Below are 16581 nucleotides of genomic sequence, written 5' to 3'. Positions count from 1 at the left end.
GCAGTTACGCAGTCACCTTTGTCTTCTTCTTTGGACGAAGAACGTGAACGTGGTTGGCATCATAGAGCGCACTGTCTCGAAACTCTTTCCCTGCCTTCAAGGCTGGCCCAACGAAGATGAGAGCCGTTCTTGTGATCTTCGAAGCTTTTGCTTTTTCACGAATGTCCGCCAATGTGCCATGAATGAATGCTTCATCCGGCCAGCCAACGCGGTAGGCGATGATCACCGGACAGTCTTCACCATAGAGCGGAGCCAGTTTCCGGTAGATCTCTCCAAGATTTCTGACACTGAGATGGATTGCCAATGTAGCACCAGAGCGGCCAAGCGTTTGCAGATCCTCACCTTCAGGCATGCCTGAGGACTTCATCGAGGTTCTGGTGACGATGATGCTTTGTGCGATTTCAGGGATCGTCAACTCGGTTTTCAAGGCTGCAGCCGCCGCGGCGAATGCGGGTACACCCGGAGTTACATCGTACTCAATGCCCAGATCATCCAATCTGCGCATCTGTTCCGCAGTGGCACCATAAATGGATGGATCGCCGGAGTGGACCCGTGCCACATCCAGATCTTTTTCGTGAGCCTTTGCAATTTCGTCGATGATTTCATCAAGGGTCATGGAAGCTGTATCCATGACCAATGCATCTTCTGGTGCGGCCTCGACAATAGCAGGCGGTACCAATGAGCCTGCGTAGAGACAGACTTTGCATTTTTCGATGAGCTTTAGCCCACGTACCGTAATCAGTTCGGGATCACCCGGCCCTGCTCCAATGAAATGAACCGTCACACTGCTGTCTCCGTTTCTTTCTCTGGTGCATCGATCTTTTTGGCATAACCCCGTGGCGTGTAGACAAAATGCAGGGATTGGCCGTTGCCTCCCAAGCGGGTTTGACTACATCCCACAATAACCGTAGTCAGCATGTCGACATCATCGACTTGTAGATCCTTCAGCGTTGTTGTGGTGATGACCTCATTCTCTCGTCCGATGTTCGCACCGAGAATAACTGGCGTATTTTCAGGACGATGTTGCAGCAACTTCTCCCGTGCCCAAGCCAATTGCGTGCGGCGACGCTTGGAGACTGGATTATAGAACCCAATCACGAAGTCACCGATTGCTGCACCTTCCAGGCGCTGCTGAATTGTTTCCCATGGGGTGAGAAGGTCTGACAGAGAAATGGCGCAGAAGTCATGTCCCAGCGGCGCTCCGATGCGGTTGCTGAGAGCGATCATTGCGGAGATGCCCGGTGCAGATGCAACTTCAACGCGGCGAGCGGCATCGCTAACGCCGCCGTTATCCTGTGCGCGGTCTAGTAGTTCGAAGACCAGGGCTCCCATGGCATACACGCCAGAGTCTCCTGAACAGACCAGCGCAACGTTGTGGCCCTGCCCAGCTCTTTCGAGTGCGAAGCGGACGCGCTCTTCTTCTGCTCCCAGTGGGAACGCATGGCGTTGCTTGCCTCTGATCAGGGATGAGACGAGGTCGAGATAGAGGCCGTAGCCGACGACTTCATCTGCCTCTGCCAACCAGCTGGAGGCTTCTGGCGTACGCCATGCTTCTTGCCCCGGCCCAATGCCGATGACGTGAAGGCGGCCTCTTGCTCTACCAAGTTTCTCGTGTTTCACAGGGACCAACGCTCTGGCAATAGCAACTGTGGCGTTTGCAGTTTTCTGCTTTTCCAGCACCAGTTCACCGGATGTGCCGACGCCTGCCAAGGCAGAGCCTTCACTCACGCCATGGCATCCAACCTCAGCAAAGACGACATCAGACGGATTTTGCAGACGATCTTTGTGTTCGTTGAGCTCACTAGCCGTGAACAGGCGGAAAGGCTTGTTGTAGCGGGCAGCGAGCTTGTTCATTGCCACTTCATCGGCCTTCAGGTCGATACTCGCGAAAGCTGCTACGGCTCCCATTGAGATGTTTGCCTGTTTCAAGCCTTTTTGAAGGAGCTCATCCAGCTCCTCAAGAGAACACCCTCGGGAACAGCCAAGACCAACCACGTGAGTTTGAGGGTGGAACACGAGCTTTCCGTTGTGTCCATCATGGGGTTGCTCGGTTGCAACAATTTCCAGTTCAGCATCATCCGCAACAGGAAGAGTCGCCGCCTCCAACCAATCTGCCTGACCGGAGAGTTTTACAGCATCGCCTGCCAGCATATGCGCCATAACAGACTTGGCGTCTGATGGATTGGCGAGCGTCCAGCCTTCTGGTGGATCATCAAGCGCAACACCAAAGACAGTGTCGCCTGCGGTCGTGATCGCGGCATGACCGTGCAGGACCTCTGCAATTTCATGGGCTAAGGCATTGGCACCGCGATGGCCGCCAAGCAGCGGAACAACGCTTGAACCATCTTCTGACACTGCAATGACAGGTGGTTCGTTTCGCTTTTCTGCCAAGACAGGTGCGAGCGCGCGGATGAGAATTCCTGCAGCACAAATACCGATGATTGGTGTACCTGACTGAAACAAGGACCGCAGATGATCCATCGGTTCAGAGAAGGAGAGATGATAATCTACATTCGGCTTTGAACCGTTTCTTGCAAAGCCGTGAATGAGGCTTTCATCCAGTACAGTGGAGAGCTTCTGAGCGGTTTTCAGAGCGACCGGGCTGATCACAACGATTGCGGGTGCAACGTCCATGCCTCTTCTCCCTTATATACAATTATCATTGAAAAATACGGTGCAGTTTCATTTGGATAGTCAACCAGACGGGCCACCACCATTTCCGGCAGGGTCGCCCGTTCGACGTATCCTGCTGCACCAAGTAATCCCAGTTTTTCAAGCAGAGCCTTGACGCGCGGTAGATGGCGCCCGACCTTCAAGATGACGAAAGCGTCGGACTGCCCAATGCTGTGTTGAAGTTGCTCATCTTCCAGTGGACCGGGAATGATTGTCAGCACTTCATTACGCGCAGCGAGGGGCCTGCCGAGCGCAGCAGCGCAGGCATTGACTGATGATACGCCCGGCACGATTTCGCAGGCAAAGTTACCGCGCAGACGTTCGTAGAGGTACATGAACGAGCCATAGAGAAATGGATCGCCCTCACACAGAACGACAACATCTTCTCCCGCTTTCAATTTCTCCGAGATCGTCTCTGCCGCCTGATCGTAGATTTCCTTTGCGGGAAAACGTTCGACCTTCATCGGCATTTCAATCGGGACTTCTGTTGTTCCCTCTTGAATATACGGTGCTGCAATTTGCCGAGCGAAACTGGACACTCCAACTGCCGCTGGGTATGCGATTGTTTTTGCAGAACAAATGAGCCGGTGAGCTTTTAGCGTCAAAAGCTCAGGATCTCCTGGTCCAAGACCAACGCCATAGAGCGTACCAGTCATGACTTTACCAAGCTCCATTGTGTTACCGGCATCAATGGACGCCAACCCGTGAGACCGCCAATGGGATCGGCTCTTGAGATTGCTATACGGCTTAGATCTCCACCGTACTTCTTCCAGCCCTCTGCCAGCACTTGCTCTCCTTCCAGAGTAACAGCATTGGCTACCAAGCGACCTCCTGATGGCAGCGCTTCAAAGCATGTTTTGAGTATACCCGCTGATGTGAGGCCACCTCCGACAAAAATCGCATTTGGCTGCGGCAAATTATCAAGTGCCTCGGGGGCTTTGCCTTCAATCAGCTGAAGCATAGGTGTCCCTAGGGCTGCTGCATTTCCACGAATGAACACATGCCGTTTTTCCAACGGCTCAATGGCAAGAGCCTTGGTATCCTTTGCAGCCCGCAGCCATTCGATACCGATGGATCCACTGCCAGCGCCAATGTCCCACAGGAGCTGTCCCGGAATAGGTGCAAGTTTGGCAAGCGTTACAGCCCGTACTTCCTGTTTGGTCATTTTTCCATCATGACGGAACGCAGAATCCGGCAGACCGGGCGTGCGTGACAAGACAGGCGTGTTTGGGATTGGTTTGGCTTCAATCGCAATCGTGTTCAGCTCGGCAGCTTGATCAGAATACTCTTCAGCCTCGCGGCTTATTACTTTTTCCTGCGGGCCACCGAGATGCTCAAGTATCGTCAGGGTACTCGCGCCATACCCTTCATCAGCGAGTAGATCTGCAATCTCACCTGGGGCTGCACCATTAGACGTGAGTGCGATGATGCGGGCGCCGGGATAGAGGAAACCGCGCAGGGTATCCAGAGGGCGGCCATGCAAGCTGAGGGTTTCGACATTTTGCAGAGGCCAGCCTAAGCGGCTTGTAGCCAAAGCGAATGCTGAGAGATGCGGGATGACCTCGATCTCTTCAGCACAGAACTGACGATGAAGTGTTGCTCCGACACCAAACCATTGCGGATCCCCCGTCGCCAACACCACTGTGTTTTGACCACGGTTTACCGCAAGTTCTTCAATGCCTTTTGAAAGTGGAGACGGCCATGCTTTCATCTCACAACTGATGTTGCTTGCACCATCTTGCAAAAATTCCAGATGCCGTGCTCCACCATAGATGAGAGAGGCAGCTTTCAGCGCTGATTTGGCTGTTTCAGACAGGCCGTTAAAGCCATCCTCACCAATGCCGATGATTGTGAGCCAAGGTGCTGTTTGACTGCTCATTTTGATGTCTCCTGCACCTTTTCTTCAGGCAAGCCTGCTGCCATTGCATTGACTGCTGCAGCTGCAATTGCAGAGCCACCTCTGCGCCTCTGAAGTGTTAGAAACGGCATGCCGAGTGAACTTGTCGCCAGTGCTTGCTTGGATTCTGCGGCTCCCACGAACCCAACGGGAAAGCCGAGAATAGCTGCTGGCTTTGGTGCACCATTTGCCACTATCTCAAGAAGATGAAACAGCGCCGTTGGTGCATTGCCAATGGCGATAACAGCACCTTCCAGATGCGGTCTCCAATGCTCAACAGCCGCAGCCGACCTTGTTGTGCCGAGCTGTTTTGCAAGCTCGGGCACGTCTGGCTGGTTCAAAGTGCAGATGACTTGATTGTCTGCTGGCAGGTATTTGCGGATAATACCATGTGCAACCATCTCGACATCGGTCAGTACCGGGGCGCCGTTTCGCAGAGCCTCATTTGCTTTGGCAACTACATCCTCAGAATATGACAAATCCTGCGGAATGTCAGTCATCCCACAGGAATGGATCAGGCGGACTGCAACAGGCCTCAAGTTATCTGGCAGGCACTTTAAGTCAGCCTCTGTCCGTACGATTGAAAAGGACTGCCGATAGATTTCGGCAGGATCCTTAATGTAATCGTAGGGTGCCAGAACTTCTGGATTCACGTTCTGGCCCATTCTCAGGCATCATCCTTCAACATGGATTTTGGCCCAAGCGGGTGATCTGCATGAGGATACGGATGATGATGGTGATCATGTCCGTGGTCATCACCGTGATGATGGTGGTGTCCGTGGCTGTGGTCATGGGAGTGACTATGCGCATGATCGTGAGCATCCGCGCCCTTGCTGTCACACTCTCCAGTACACGTCACATCACACAGCTTGCATTCAGCTTCATCACCCAAGCCTTCCACGTGATGGTGGTGGCTCTCCTGTGGCAAACCGATCTCAGCCTCAAACCCAAGAACCTGTTCTCTGTACTTACAAAGCTGGCAGTTCATGTTGTTTGAACCCTGAACAATCTCCGTCACACGCTCTTGCATCGTGTCGATGACCTTCGGGTGATCGTTCAGATAGCCAGCTTTGATAAACTCAACATCCGGGTGGCGTGCGGCAACTTCATCGGTGAAGTTGTAAATACGCTGTACAAGAACGCCAGTGAACAGGAAATATGGGAACACAACGATACGCTTGTAACCAAGCTTAACAGCGTGCTCCAACCCCGGCTCAACGAGCGGGAAGGTTACGCCAGAATAACAGGTTTCTGCCCAACCAAAGCCGAAACCTTCCCACAACATGCGGGTGATTTTGGCAACGTTGGAGTTTGCATCCGGATCTGAAGCACCACGGCCAACCACCATAAGCAGGGTTTCTTCCGGCTTCACCTCAGGACCAGCTGCATCGATGGCTTCCTGAATGCGTGCGCCTGCAGCCTGTACCATGCGTGTATCGACGGCCAGTTCGCGGCCATATTCGATGGACACTTCAGGATGTTTGGCCTGATAGGTGTTGAGCACAGACGGAATATCATTTTTTGCGTGACCAGCTGCAAACAGCATGCCTGGAACTGCAAGAATGCGCGTACACCCCTGCTCGCGCAGATTGTCCAGACCTGAATGGATCACTGGATTTGCGAACTCGAGGTATCCATAGTCCACTGGAAGATCCGGAAATCTTTCACGCATACCTTTTGCAAGGCGAGCAAATTCGGCAACTGCACCTTTGTTTCGACTGCCATGTCCGCAGATCATGACGCCGAGTTTTTCTTCTGTTTTTATTGTCATTATGCTGGCTCTGCTTCTGTACCATCTGGGGAGAGAGCACCATCGCTCTCAGCATTTTCCGGCGAGTTCTCCTCAGAGGAAGAGGATCGTTTTTTTGCTTTGGCAGCCAGACCAGCGATGATTGCAGCGCCGGTGACTGCGGCTACGCCAATCCAATGGCTGTGGCCAGCAAGCTCACCCAAATGTCCCGCATGTGCAAAGGCAGCAGACGAGGAAAGCCCCATCACTCCTGCGAGGAGCGCGGGCTTCAAAAAATAAGACATGTTCTATCTCCAACATGCAGCGGTGCCTTCCATTGCCACTGGCAACAGGGGTTTATCGCTGTCATTTAAGGAGACGTCGCAAAGACAATAGATGGACCAACGAAATAGAACATCGACCGCGCACTATAAGTCCGCAGCTTCACACATTATTTCGTCAGACAGCTTCGATTCTGGCCCCCGATGTGGGTCGACCGCCCCCGAAATCCATTTCAGTCCGTCACGGGACGCCGTCCATAGTTTTACGAGGAGCAAGCTAGTTGGCGACCCTGGAGATAGCAAGATGATAATTTGCGCAATTGGTCGATACCAGAGGTTTTCTTAGGTGCAAAAATACGGGTAACTTGATCGAAGTGTTTGACTTACACCTGCATCTGGCATTGCTATTATAGGCAAGGCCCTAGCCTATCACAGGGGTCGCTTTTGTGGAGAATGCGTTATGAAAAAAGAGCTTGTCCTCACCGTCGTTGCTGATGACCGCCCAGGTCTGGTTGGTGAAATCTCCAAGGTGGTTGCTGATCACAAAGCGAACTGGATCGACAGTTCCCTCTCGCGTCTGGGAGGCCAGTTTGCGGGGATTGTTCGTGTACATGTTGAAAAGGCACAGGCAGCAGATCTTTCAGCCGCTCTGACCAAGCTTGAGTCTGTGGGGCTTACCATTGGCATTCACGTTCACAACACGGGTGATGCGCCAGCAGGTGCTCATGCGCTTCTTCATATTCTGGGACAAGATCAACCCGGCATGATCAGCCGTGTCTCCAGCGTGCTGGCAGATCTTCATGTGAGCATTGAGACTCTGGAGTCACTGGTTGAACCGGGTTCCATGAGTGGTGATCTTATGTTCCGCGCAAATGCTCGCATTATTATTCCGCCACATCTGTCGCCGGCAGAAGTCTCTGAAGCATTGGAAGGTATTGCGGCTGATCTGATGATTGACGTTGAACTCAATGAAGCAGCAGTAGAAGAGGACTGATCTCTTACACGCATCACGTTGTTCTCAGATCTCTCCCGGGTAATTACGTATTTACCCTCGATCCCTACCGGGATTTACGCTAGATATGGCTGTTTGGTTCAATTCCCGGGGAAGATCTGATGCAAGACACTGTTCGGACGATTACAGCGCTTCGCGGCCATGTATTCCAATTTAGCGGCGATCCGTTCTGCGATAATCCGGCAGAGGCACTGACAGACTGGTCTGATGGGCTGGTTGTTACCGAAAACGGTAGGATTACCGCAGTTGGCGACGCGGCAGAGCTTATTAAGGCGCTGCCAAGTGATGCTGTGGTTCATGATCACAGCGGCAAATTCATTCTGCCGGGCTTTGTGGATTGCCATGTCCATTATCCGCAGACAGAGGTTATTGCTTCCTACGGCGCTCAGCTGATCGAGTGGTTAAACACCTATACCTTCCCTGCTGAAGCCAAATTTGGCGACATTGACTACGCGCGCCGTGCTGCCGACGTTTATTTGCAGCAAAGCTTTTCAAACGGCATCACCAGTGCTTCCGTTTACTGCACCATTCATCCTGAGTCCGTGGATGCGCTGTTTGAGCAGGCTGCGCGATACAACATGCGCATCGCTGCCGGTAAAGTCATGATGGACCGCAACGCGCCAGAAAACCTGCGTGATACTGCGCAGACAGGTTATGATCAATCCAAAGCGTTGTTGGAGAAATGGCATGGACAGGGTCGTGCGCTCTATTCCATAACTCCCCGCTTTGCACCAACTTCTACTCCTGAGCAGATGGAAGCGACCGGAGCGCTCTGGAAAGAGCATCCTGAAGCTTTGCTACAGACCCATACTTCTGAGAACCGCCAGGAACTGGAATGGGTCGGAGAGCTATATCCTGAGCATCCTGATTACGTTGGCGTTTACGAACACTTTGGCTTGCTGGGAAAGGGCTGTGTGCTTGGGCATGGGATTTATCTGAATGATCGTGAAAAAGCGCTTATTCATGAAACCGGGACATCGATTGCGCATTGTCCAACCTCGAACACCTTTATTGGCTCTGGATTGTTTGATGTACGCGGTTCGCATTTTACACACGATCCGATCACTGTAGGGCTGGCAACAGATGTGGGTGGTGGCTCCAGTTTCTCCATGCTGACCACAATGCGGACGGCCTATGAGGTTGCCCAGTTACAAGGCTACTCATTGCACCCGGTACAGGCCTATTATCTGGCGACGGTTGGTTCAGCCAAAGCGCTCTATCAGGAAAACCGGATCGGTAACATCAAAGTGGGTATGGAAGCGGATTTCGCTATTATTGACCCACTCTCAACACCACTGATCCGCCACCGCATGGCTTACGCCAATAACGTGATTGAGCAGCTGTTTATTCAGATGATCCTTGGCGATGATCGCGCGATTGCAGCGACTTATGTGGATGGTAAGCGGGTCTATTCTCAAGCAGGATAACGCTACGGTCAGAGCTGGTGATTGCATCAGCTCTGTTTTTCACTGTCGAGAGCACCTGCATCTTTTCCGAAGTACATAAAAGACAGCAGGTAGCAGAGCAGAGTGACAGCTGCTGCGGTGCCGAATACGTACTCATAGCTTTCCGTGAAAAGGAAGATCGAGCTGGAGATGGACATTCCTATTGTGCCACCCAGCATTTGAGATGTGATCATCACACCACTCGCCTGCCCCTTCTTCGTTAGCTCAACTGAGTCCACTGATGACTTCATTGATGGCAGAAACAACAATGGCATTGCTGCTCCCCATGCAAGAAGTGCGGGGAGCAGCAACCAATAGTTATCTTCGGCAATGAAGGCAGTTAGCCAGAGCGTTGAACTGGACAGCACCAATAGGCCCCACATGGCCGGCTTACGAACACCAAACTTGTCAACACAGACACCACTCAACCCAGCTGTTGCTGCATTCATCACGACTGCCGACATCAATGCTAAACCTGCGAAGAACGGAGCAAAGCCGAGTTTATCCTGAAAGTACAAAGCTCCAAAAATGAACATTGCAATCTTGGAATATTGCGCCTGAAAGACCACAAATGCCGCAACTGCGAAGGAAGGCTTCTTGAAGAAACGCACTTGAATGAGCGGCGCTTTTATATGCAGTTCATTCCAGAGGAAGATGGCTAGCGCGGACACCCCAACAGCAAATGACAAGACGATATCTCTTGATGTCCAGCCCCATTCCGGCGCTTGCATGATGGCCAGCACGAAGAAGAAAAGCCCCACAAGCAATGTGATGATGCCGAGCCAGTCAAATGAGTAATCCGAAAGGCTTTTATCCTGTCCGTGTGCAATGCGCCCTTTCAACGGAGCAAATGCGATAACCAAGCAGACGATCAGAACAAAGGGTGGGTTGATCCAGAAAATCCATCGCCAAGAGAAATAGCTCGTGAAGTAGCCGCTCACGAGTGGCCCTGAAGACAGAAAGATAGTGGCGATTGAGCCGAACACGCCCAATGCAAAGCCTCTGCCTTCAGGTGGGAATATGCGTGAAATAGCAACAATGGGCAGAGGGAACATGATTGCAGCGCCAATCCCCTGTACCACACGCGCGCCTACGAGGAAGCCTCCGTTTGGAGCAAGACCACAGGCCAGCGACGCTAGACCGAAGATGATCATGCCAGAGAGGATGAGGTAATTGATGTTCACCAGATCAGCGAGTTTGCCACCCAGAGCCACCAAAGCTGCGAACATCAGCAGATAGGAATTCACCACCCAATGGGCTTGAGTGAGTGTCATACCAAACTCTTCTGAGATGGTTGGCAGAGCCAGACTGACGACTGTTTCATCCAACAAAGCGAGCCCAAGGATGAAACTCATTGCAGCCAGCAGCACCCACCGATGCACAACCGATGGCATGCAAGTATCTTTGGGCGGATGTTGGAGTAGCTCCGTCATTGGCACTAGCACCTCACAGGCCAGAGCCGACAGGCACAGCCAATTTCAAGAGTTTCTAGCTATCACAGAGGAAGGAAGACACCTAAGAGCGTACTTTGGTACACGCTTAGCAGGGTGCTAAGACTCAAGAGACAATTATGCCGATCTCTCGAGTCTCAGCTTCGTTAATTCTGGTTTTTATTCACCCAGAGCAAGACCTTCGCGGCGTGGATCTACGCCACCTTGCAGGCCATCTGCCGTGATCACAATTCCATGAAGACCGGAATTGAGGTCGCGAATATTGGTTTTGTAACCCATAGCATCCAGTGCTGGCTGCAGCTTTTCAGCGGCGGTGCCCTTCTCAAGGTCATAGGTACCAAAGCGATTGACCAGATGCGGCATAGAGATCGCCTCCTGAATATTCATGCCCCAATCCAGGTTCGCAACCAGTGTTGTTGCAACATAGCCAATGATGCGACTGCCGCCCGGAGACCCAACAACAACGAATGGTTTGTCGTCCTTCATCACGATTGTCGGAGACATGGAAGAACGTGGACGTTTGCCCGGCTCAACGCGGTTAGCAATCGGCACACCGTCACGATGCGTACGGAACGAGAAGTCCGTCAACTCGTTGTTGAGCAGGAAACCATTGGTCATCAGGCGTGAACCAAAGCCGTTCTCAATTGTGGTCGTCATGGAAACAGCATTGCCGTTTGCATCTACGATAGAGAAATGACTGGTTGATGGCAGTTCAATGCTCTCATCGTCAGCCAGCAACATGGCGTGATCCCATGTTGGGTTCCCCGGTACCACCTGCTCTTTTGACAATGCTTTGTCACCACTCAGCAACTCTGCGCGCTCTTTGAGGTAAGCAGGCGCAACGAGGCCTTTGGTTGGCATTGGCACATAATCACTGTCCGCCATGTAGCGACCGCGATCAGAGAAGGCGAGACGGGATGCATCACCAATCAAGCGCCATGCATTTGGATCGCCTGAGTTCATGGAAGGCAGGTCATAGCTGTTGAGCTGACCGAGGATTTGACCAACAGTCAGAGCGCCAGAGGATGGTGGGCCCATGCCACAAACTTCAAAGGCGCGGTACTCTGCACAAACAGCGGCACGCTCTTTGATTTGGTAGTTTGCCAGATCCTCAAGAGCCAGTTTACCCGGATTGCCCTTAGCAGACTGAACAGTCTCAACGATGGACTTTGCAATATCTCCGGAATAGAAACCGTCCGCTCCATTTTGAGAAATTGCAGTCAGTGTCGCTGCATACTCTGGGTTTTTGAGCAGGTGCCCAACTGGCAAAGGAGTGCCACCCGGCAGGAAGTAGTTTTTCGTTGTTTCGAAACGAGAGAGGCGCTCTTGATCATTGGTGATCAAAGCGTTCAGGCGTGGCGAAACTTCAAAGCCGTCTGTTGCGAGTTTGATGGCAGGTGCAACCAGATCTGCCCATGGCAGAGAGCCCAATTTCGCATGAGTATCATACAGCAGCTTTACTGTGCCTGGCGTTCCTACAGATAGGCCGCCAACAACTGCATCATAGAATTTGAGCGGTTCGCCGTTTTCGTTTTGAAACAATTCCGGTGTTGCGGATACAGGCGCTGTTTCACGACCGTCATATGTGGTCAGCTCGCCCGCTTCTGCGCCGTAATAAACGAGGAAGGCACCACCGCCGATCCCGGAGGATTGTGGTTCAACCAACCCCAACATGAGCTGCACAGCAACCATTGCATCAATGGCGTTTCCGCCAGCTTTCAAAACATCAAAACCCGCTTTTGATGCATGAGGGTTTGCAGCAACCACCATAAACTTCTGCGCGGTTACCATTTGCTTGTCGGAGATTCCGCTTGCCATTTCCGGCGCAATACTGTCCGCCACCTCCTGCGCTTGCGCAGGTAAAGCAAGCCCTGCTGCCAGTACGGCAGAGACCCATAGTTTCTTCATTATTTTCCCTCCTGAAGCGGGCAAATTCCCGCTGATTAGACTAGCTCTTCAAATTCACTTTCATTCTTCAATGCAAAATCCAAAATTCCACGCACATGTTCCGTGGTGCTATCAATGACCGGAGCTGAAATATCCTCCTGCCCCACCAACAGTCCAAGCTCTGTGCACCCCAGAATGACACTATCTGCACCCTGGTCCTGTGCTTTTCTGACAATCTGCAAGAGTGTGCGGCGAGAATCCTCATTAATCTGACCCCGACACAACTCATTATAGGCGATGTCATGGACGACGGCTTGCCCTCCATTGTCAGGGATCACTACCGATAATCCGTAGGTATCCTGCAATCTTCTGATGTAAAAATCCTGTTCCATAATGTAACGCGTTGCAAGCAAAAGTGGTTTCCTGCGTTTTACCTTTTGGATGGCATTCGCAGTTGTTTCAGCAATATGAATGAATGGGATCGTCAAACCATCCTGGATGTAGGAGGCGACTTTGTGCATTGTGTTCGCACAGATCACAATGCAATCAGCACCGGCACCTTCTAATTTCAGCGCCGCCTGTTTTAGCAGGTTACCCGCTTCTTCCCACTCTCCGTGAGCAAGAAGCAACTCGATCTGAGAAAAATCAAAAGACCATAAAACCAACTCAGCAGAATGGAGTCCGCCAAGCCGTAAACGTGTTTGCTGATTAATCAGTCTGTAATAAGTAGCAGTGCTCTCCCAGCTCATTCCTCCTAATAAGCCAATCGTTTTCATACATTCCTCGACATACAATACTCGTCGTAGGAACTATGTTGGCAAATTGCGCCGACTTAGAGAAGGTCGTTTTTTGTGCAATTGAGCTGGGAGACCTAATTTAAGGCACTCTGCAGGTGATGTCCTCGCCGTCTTTCGCTTCACAACATGACCATTCGGTGTAATCTTCCAGGCATGCCTCACCACCTACAGAGCGGCGATTGCAGAGCTTATTCGTCTGGAAGGTGTAGCGATCATCCGCATCGATATCAGTAAATCTATGAATGGGTCCGTTGGGAGCCTCCGGTCCAATTGTGACCTGAACTTCGCAGAGTTCGGTATCAGTGGTATCCAGAGTGATAGATGTCGCATTCGCTTTCTGACCTAGCGCTAACACTAGGAAAAGAGCCGAAAATACGAAGAGGCCAAACCAGAGGGGGCGCTTAAAACACAGGGACATTATCTTCACCTTTAGTATTTTTCTATTAAAATTGAATAGAAATTACCTATTCAATTCCGAGGTAAAGGTAGCTATCGCCGGTAAACTTAAGCCGCAAAGTGGACGATGAATTTTCATAAGATTACAGTAAAGTAACCTAGGATAATTCTATTGCCACTTAGTCATGTTCACGCCCGGGTCAATTCCTAGTGTATTAATGCCGCGAGCAGCAATTTCTTTGAGCATATCCGCTTTGTTTTGCATATCTGCATAAAATGGAGGCACCGGCGGTGCGATAATTCCACCTATCCGAGTCACCTTGAGCATCGCCTCCAAATGTCCCTCATGCAAAGGTGTCTCACGCGGGACGAGAACCAACTTGCGGCGCTCTTTGAGCACAACATCAGCAGCACGCGTGAGCAGGTTGTCTGAGAAAGAATAGGCCACACCTGATAGTGTACGCATGGAGCATGGCGTGATGATCATACCGTCAGTGTGGAACGAGCCGCTTGCAATAGCGGCTGTCATTTCATCAGGTGCGTAGGTGATGGATGCAAGCGCTTTGAGCTGCTCAACACCATCCTTGCCAAGCTCATGTTGAACAGAAGCGACGGCTCCTTTTGAATGTACCAGATGCGTTTCGACACTCAGCGCTTTCAGGATTTCCAGCGTTTTCAGAGCAAGTTGAGCTCCGGATGCGCCCGATACTCCGACAATGATACGCTTCGTCATGCAGCCTACTCACTTCCTTCAGGAGAATTCTTGATCTCTGAAGGGGTGATAGCATCCTTTGGTTGATCCTGGTTTTGTTTTTTAGGCAAGCCACTGGGGAACAGTTCATCCCAGCGATCTTCAACCTTCTTGGTCAGCTCTTCCGGCATACGCATCACTTCCGGCCAGTCAGTACGCGTTTCTGATCCGATTTTGGTTGTTGCATCAATACCGAGCTTGCCGCCCAGACCTTCCATACCAGATGCAAAATCCAACGTGTCGACAGGTGTGCGATCCAGAACAACGAGATCACGAGATGGGTCCATGCGGGTGGCAACGGCCCACATCACATCGCTCCAGCTTCTGCAGTCTATGTCTTCATCAACGGTGATGATCAGCTTGGTCATGGTGAATTGAGGTAGCAGCGACCACATGCCCATCATCACGCGACGTGCCTGACCGGGATAGCTTTTTTTGATCTTGAGAACTGCAATTCGATAGGAACACGCCTCAGGTGGCAGCCATAGATCGACGACCTCCGGAATTTGCTGTTTCAGCAATGGCAAGAATACATCGTTCATAGTTTCGGACAGGACTGCAGGTTCGTCTGGCGCTCTGCCGGTGAAGGTGCTCATGTAGACTGGATCCTTGCGGGCACGAATACCCGATACTTTGAAAACTGGGAACTGATCAGGGTCGTTGTAATAGCCGGTATGGTCCCCAAATGGACCTTCCTCAGCTGTTTCTAATGGCTCCGCAAAGCCTTCCAGAACGATCTCGGAGGATGCTGGCACATGCAGGTCAACGTGCTTACATGGGATCAGCTCTGGTCGTCCGCCGGACAAGACACCGGAAATCATCAGTTCGCTTACATCGGAGGGTGTTGGTATGACAGCTGACAAGATTGTTGCAGGATCAGCACCAATGACAACGGCAACCGGCATACGCTCACCACGCGCTTGCCAGAGGCGATGGTGGGCAGCTCCACCGCGCATGGCGAGCCAGCGCAGGATTGCTTTGTCTTTGCCGATGACCTGCGCACGATAGATACCCAGATTGTACTGAGAGGGATCATCTTTTCCCGGAGGGCGGGTGATAACGATGCCCCATGTGATCAGCGGGCCAGCATCGTTTGGCCAACACATCTGCACGGGGAACTGTTCCAGATCAACCGGCATGTCTATCAGTGGAGATGACCGCAAGCGTTTTGGATGAGCCGCCCAGGCTGCTTTGGCAACAGGCAGCGCATCTATGAAGCCCTTTAGGCCCTTCGGCGGTTGCGGCGAGCGAAGATAGGCCAGAAGTTCACCTAAGGCCGGAAGCTCATCTGGTGCACAGCCGAGCCCTAGAGCGACGCGCTCTCGCGTGCCGAACATATTGGTCAGGAGCGGCATATTGCTGTGCGTTCCCGAACATGTGATCGTATTATCAAACTGAAGTACGGGACCACCTTGCTCAATCACCTGACGATGGATTTCTGTCGCTTCAAACTGAGCTGAGACCGGCGCCTTTACTCTCACAAGCTCCTGCTTCGCTTCCAGTACATTGAGAAAGCTGGAGAGTGTCTCGAACTTCTTTTCGGTACGCCAATACATGCCAATTCCAGATTACTAGGCAAACTCGGGATCTGTTCGCTGGGTTAACACACATTTGAAGGGTGTTGTCGCTCTGGTCCTTGACCTCCATCAATGATGAGTTCCGCTAGGATTAATAGGAGAGGATACTGATCAGTGGAGATTAAAGTATGTTCTTTAAACCGGACCGAGGCCTGTTTCCTCCTGCCCTGCAAAAAGCTCTCGGCATATTGCCGGTTCCTCCGCTTGGCTTTGCTCTGACCCGAGCTGTGCGTCGGCTTGCCCGTAATCGCCCAGACCTCTTCGAGCGTTTGGACACATACAAACGCACTCATTTCATAATCGACCCGATTGATATCCCGCATGTCTTCCGCATGATCCCAAATGGTGAACATGCGACGGTTGAGATGTTCAAGCGCAAAGATGCGCCTGAAGGTGCGGCGCGTATTTCTGGACCACTCATCGTCCTGCTGGGATTGGTTGATGGCACCTACGATGGTGATGCCGTTTTCTTTACCCGCGATCTGGTGATCGAAGGTGACACGGACGCTGTGCTTGCGCTTCGCAACACCATGGAAGAAGCCGACCTCTCTCCTGCTGAGTTCCTTGGTTTCAATGGTCGCCCACGTGAGGTCGTGGATGGAGCGACCAACAAGACATTAGATCATCTGCGCCGACTACTCGACGCACCAACTGCCACTTCCTGATTGCCGCTGCAGGGTGAAGG

16 protein-coding genes and 1 pseudogene are annotated in these 16581 nt (G+C 51.9%); 4 read left to right on the top strand and 13 right to left on the bottom strand.

What is annotated here, in order from left to right; genetic code table 11:
* Positions 1-4: 4 nt before the first annotated feature.
* The 5 genes from cobM to DHN43_RS21345 are packed head-to-tail and all read right to left on the bottom strand — an operon-like array spanning position 5 to position 5235.
* Positions 5-784: a precorrin-4 C(11)-methyltransferase gene (gene cobM / locus DHN43_RS21365; protein ID WP_063286612.1), complete on the bottom strand. Its 780-nt coding sequence runs from the start codon at positions 782-784 to the stop codon at positions 5-7.
* The gene (cobJ, locus tag DHN43_RS21360; protein ID WP_108819966.1) at positions 781-2634 is read right to left on the bottom strand and encodes a precorrin-3B C(17)-methyltransferase; all 1854 of its coding nucleotides are present in this window, start codon (positions 2632-2634) and stop codon (positions 781-783) included. The genes cobM and cobJ overlap by 4 nt, the downstream gene beginning before the upstream one ends.
* The gene (cobI, locus tag DHN43_RS21355; RefSeq protein ID WP_208995544.1) at positions 2607-3329 is read right to left on the bottom strand and encodes a precorrin-2 C(20)-methyltransferase; all 723 of its coding nucleotides are present in this window, start codon (positions 3327-3329) and stop codon (positions 2607-2609) included. Before cobI ends, cobJ begins: the two co-directional genes overlap by 28 nt.
* Positions 3326-4552, bottom strand: coding sequence for a precorrin-6y C5,15-methyltransferase (decarboxylating) subunit CbiE (gene cbiE / locus DHN43_RS21350; protein ID WP_108819964.1), 1227 nt, complete (start codon positions 4550-4552; stop codon positions 3326-3328). Before cbiE ends, cobI begins: the two co-directional genes overlap by 4 nt.
* Positions 4549-5235, bottom strand: a complete 687-nt coding sequence (locus DHN43_RS21345; protein ID WP_108819963.1) for a precorrin-8X methylmutase — start codon at positions 5233-5235, stop codon at positions 4549-4551. Before DHN43_RS21345 ends, cbiE begins: the two co-directional genes overlap by 4 nt.
* 50 nt (positions 5236-5285) lie before the next feature.
* Here DHN43_RS21345 and DHN43_RS27645 point away from each other — a divergent pair, with 50 nt between their 5' ends.
* Complete coding sequence (locus DHN43_RS27645) at positions 5286-5567, top strand: hypothetical protein (protein ID WP_373456208.1); 282 nt, start codon at positions 5286-5288, stop codon at positions 5565-5567.
* 39 nt (positions 5568-5606) lie between these two features.
* Here the strand turns inward: DHN43_RS27645 and DHN43_RS27640 are convergent.
* Both DHN43_RS27640 and DHN43_RS21335 read right to left on the bottom strand, forming a co-directional pair.
* A pseudogene (locus DHN43_RS27640) lies at positions 5607-6308 on the bottom strand (sirohydrochlorin chelatase); the annotation flags it as partial.
* 32 nt (positions 6309-6340) lie between these two features.
* Positions 6341-6604, bottom strand: coding sequence for a DUF6732 family protein (locus tag DHN43_RS21335; protein WP_063286606.1), 264 nt, complete (start codon positions 6602-6604; stop codon positions 6341-6343).
* A gap of 436 nt (positions 6605-7040) precedes the next feature.
* On the opposite strand from DHN43_RS21335, the gene DHN43_RS21330 reads away from it, so the two are divergent.
* The gene (locus DHN43_RS21330) at positions 7041-7574 is read left to right on the top strand and encodes a glycine cleavage system protein R (protein ID WP_057461659.1); all 534 of its coding nucleotides are present in this window, start codon (positions 7041-7043) and stop codon (positions 7572-7574) included.
* Positions 7575-7693: 119 nt separating this feature from the next.
* Entirely contained in the window at positions 7694-9019 is a 1326-nt protein-coding gene (gene guaD / locus DHN43_RS21325; RefSeq protein WP_108819961.1) for a guanine deaminase, read from the top strand.
* A gap of 26 nt (positions 9020-9045) precedes the next feature.
* Here the strand turns inward: guaD and DHN43_RS21320 are convergent, their stop codons facing one another.
* From DHN43_RS21320 to DHN43_RS21295, 6 genes are all read right to left on the bottom strand, one after another.
* Positions 9046-10431: an MFS transporter gene (locus DHN43_RS21320; protein ID WP_208995543.1), complete on the bottom strand. Its 1386-nt coding sequence runs from the start codon at positions 10429-10431 to the stop codon at positions 9046-9048.
* 216 nt (positions 10432-10647) lie between these two features.
* Positions 10648-12396, bottom strand: a complete 1749-nt coding sequence (gene ggt / locus DHN43_RS21315; protein WP_108819960.1) for a gamma-glutamyltransferase — start codon at positions 12394-12396, stop codon at positions 10648-10650.
* Positions 12397-12431: 35 nt separating this feature from the next.
* Positions 12432-13151 (bottom strand): aspartate/glutamate racemase family protein, encoded by a 720-nt coding sequence (locus DHN43_RS21310; protein ID WP_063294162.1) that lies wholly within the window; start codon positions 13149-13151, stop codon positions 12432-12434.
* Positions 13152-13251: 100 nt separating this feature from the next.
* Positions 13252-13590, bottom strand: a complete 339-nt coding sequence (locus tag DHN43_RS21305) for a hypothetical protein (RefSeq protein ID WP_057461653.1) — start codon at positions 13588-13590, stop codon at positions 13252-13254.
* 147 nt (positions 13591-13737) lie between these two features.
* On the bottom strand, positions 13738-14301 hold the full coding sequence (locus DHN43_RS21300; protein ID WP_108819959.1) for a UbiX family flavin prenyltransferase: 564 nt from the start codon (positions 14299-14301) through the stop codon (positions 13738-13740).
* Positions 14302-14306: 5 nt separating this feature from the next.
* On the bottom strand, positions 14307-15875 hold the full coding sequence (locus DHN43_RS21295) for a UbiD family decarboxylase (RefSeq protein WP_108819958.1): 1569 nt from the start codon (positions 15873-15875) through the stop codon (positions 14307-14309).
* Between the two features lie 149 nt (positions 15876-16024).
* On the opposite strand from DHN43_RS21295, the gene ubiT reads away from it, so the two are divergent.
* The gene (gene ubiT / locus DHN43_RS21290; RefSeq protein ID WP_063304366.1) at positions 16025-16561 is read left to right on the top strand and encodes a ubiquinone anaerobic biosynthesis accessory factor UbiT; all 537 of its coding nucleotides are present in this window, start codon (positions 16025-16027) and stop codon (positions 16559-16561) included.
* Positions 16562-16581: the final 20 nt, after the last annotated feature.

This window comes from Pseudovibrio sp. Alg231-02, assembly GCF_900143565.1.
Taxonomy (GTDB): Bacteria; Pseudomonadota; Alphaproteobacteria; order Rhizobiales; family Stappiaceae; genus Pseudovibrio.
The sequence above is the reverse complement of the archived record's forward strand: the minus strand, read 5'-3'. Positions and strand labels throughout refer to the sequence as shown.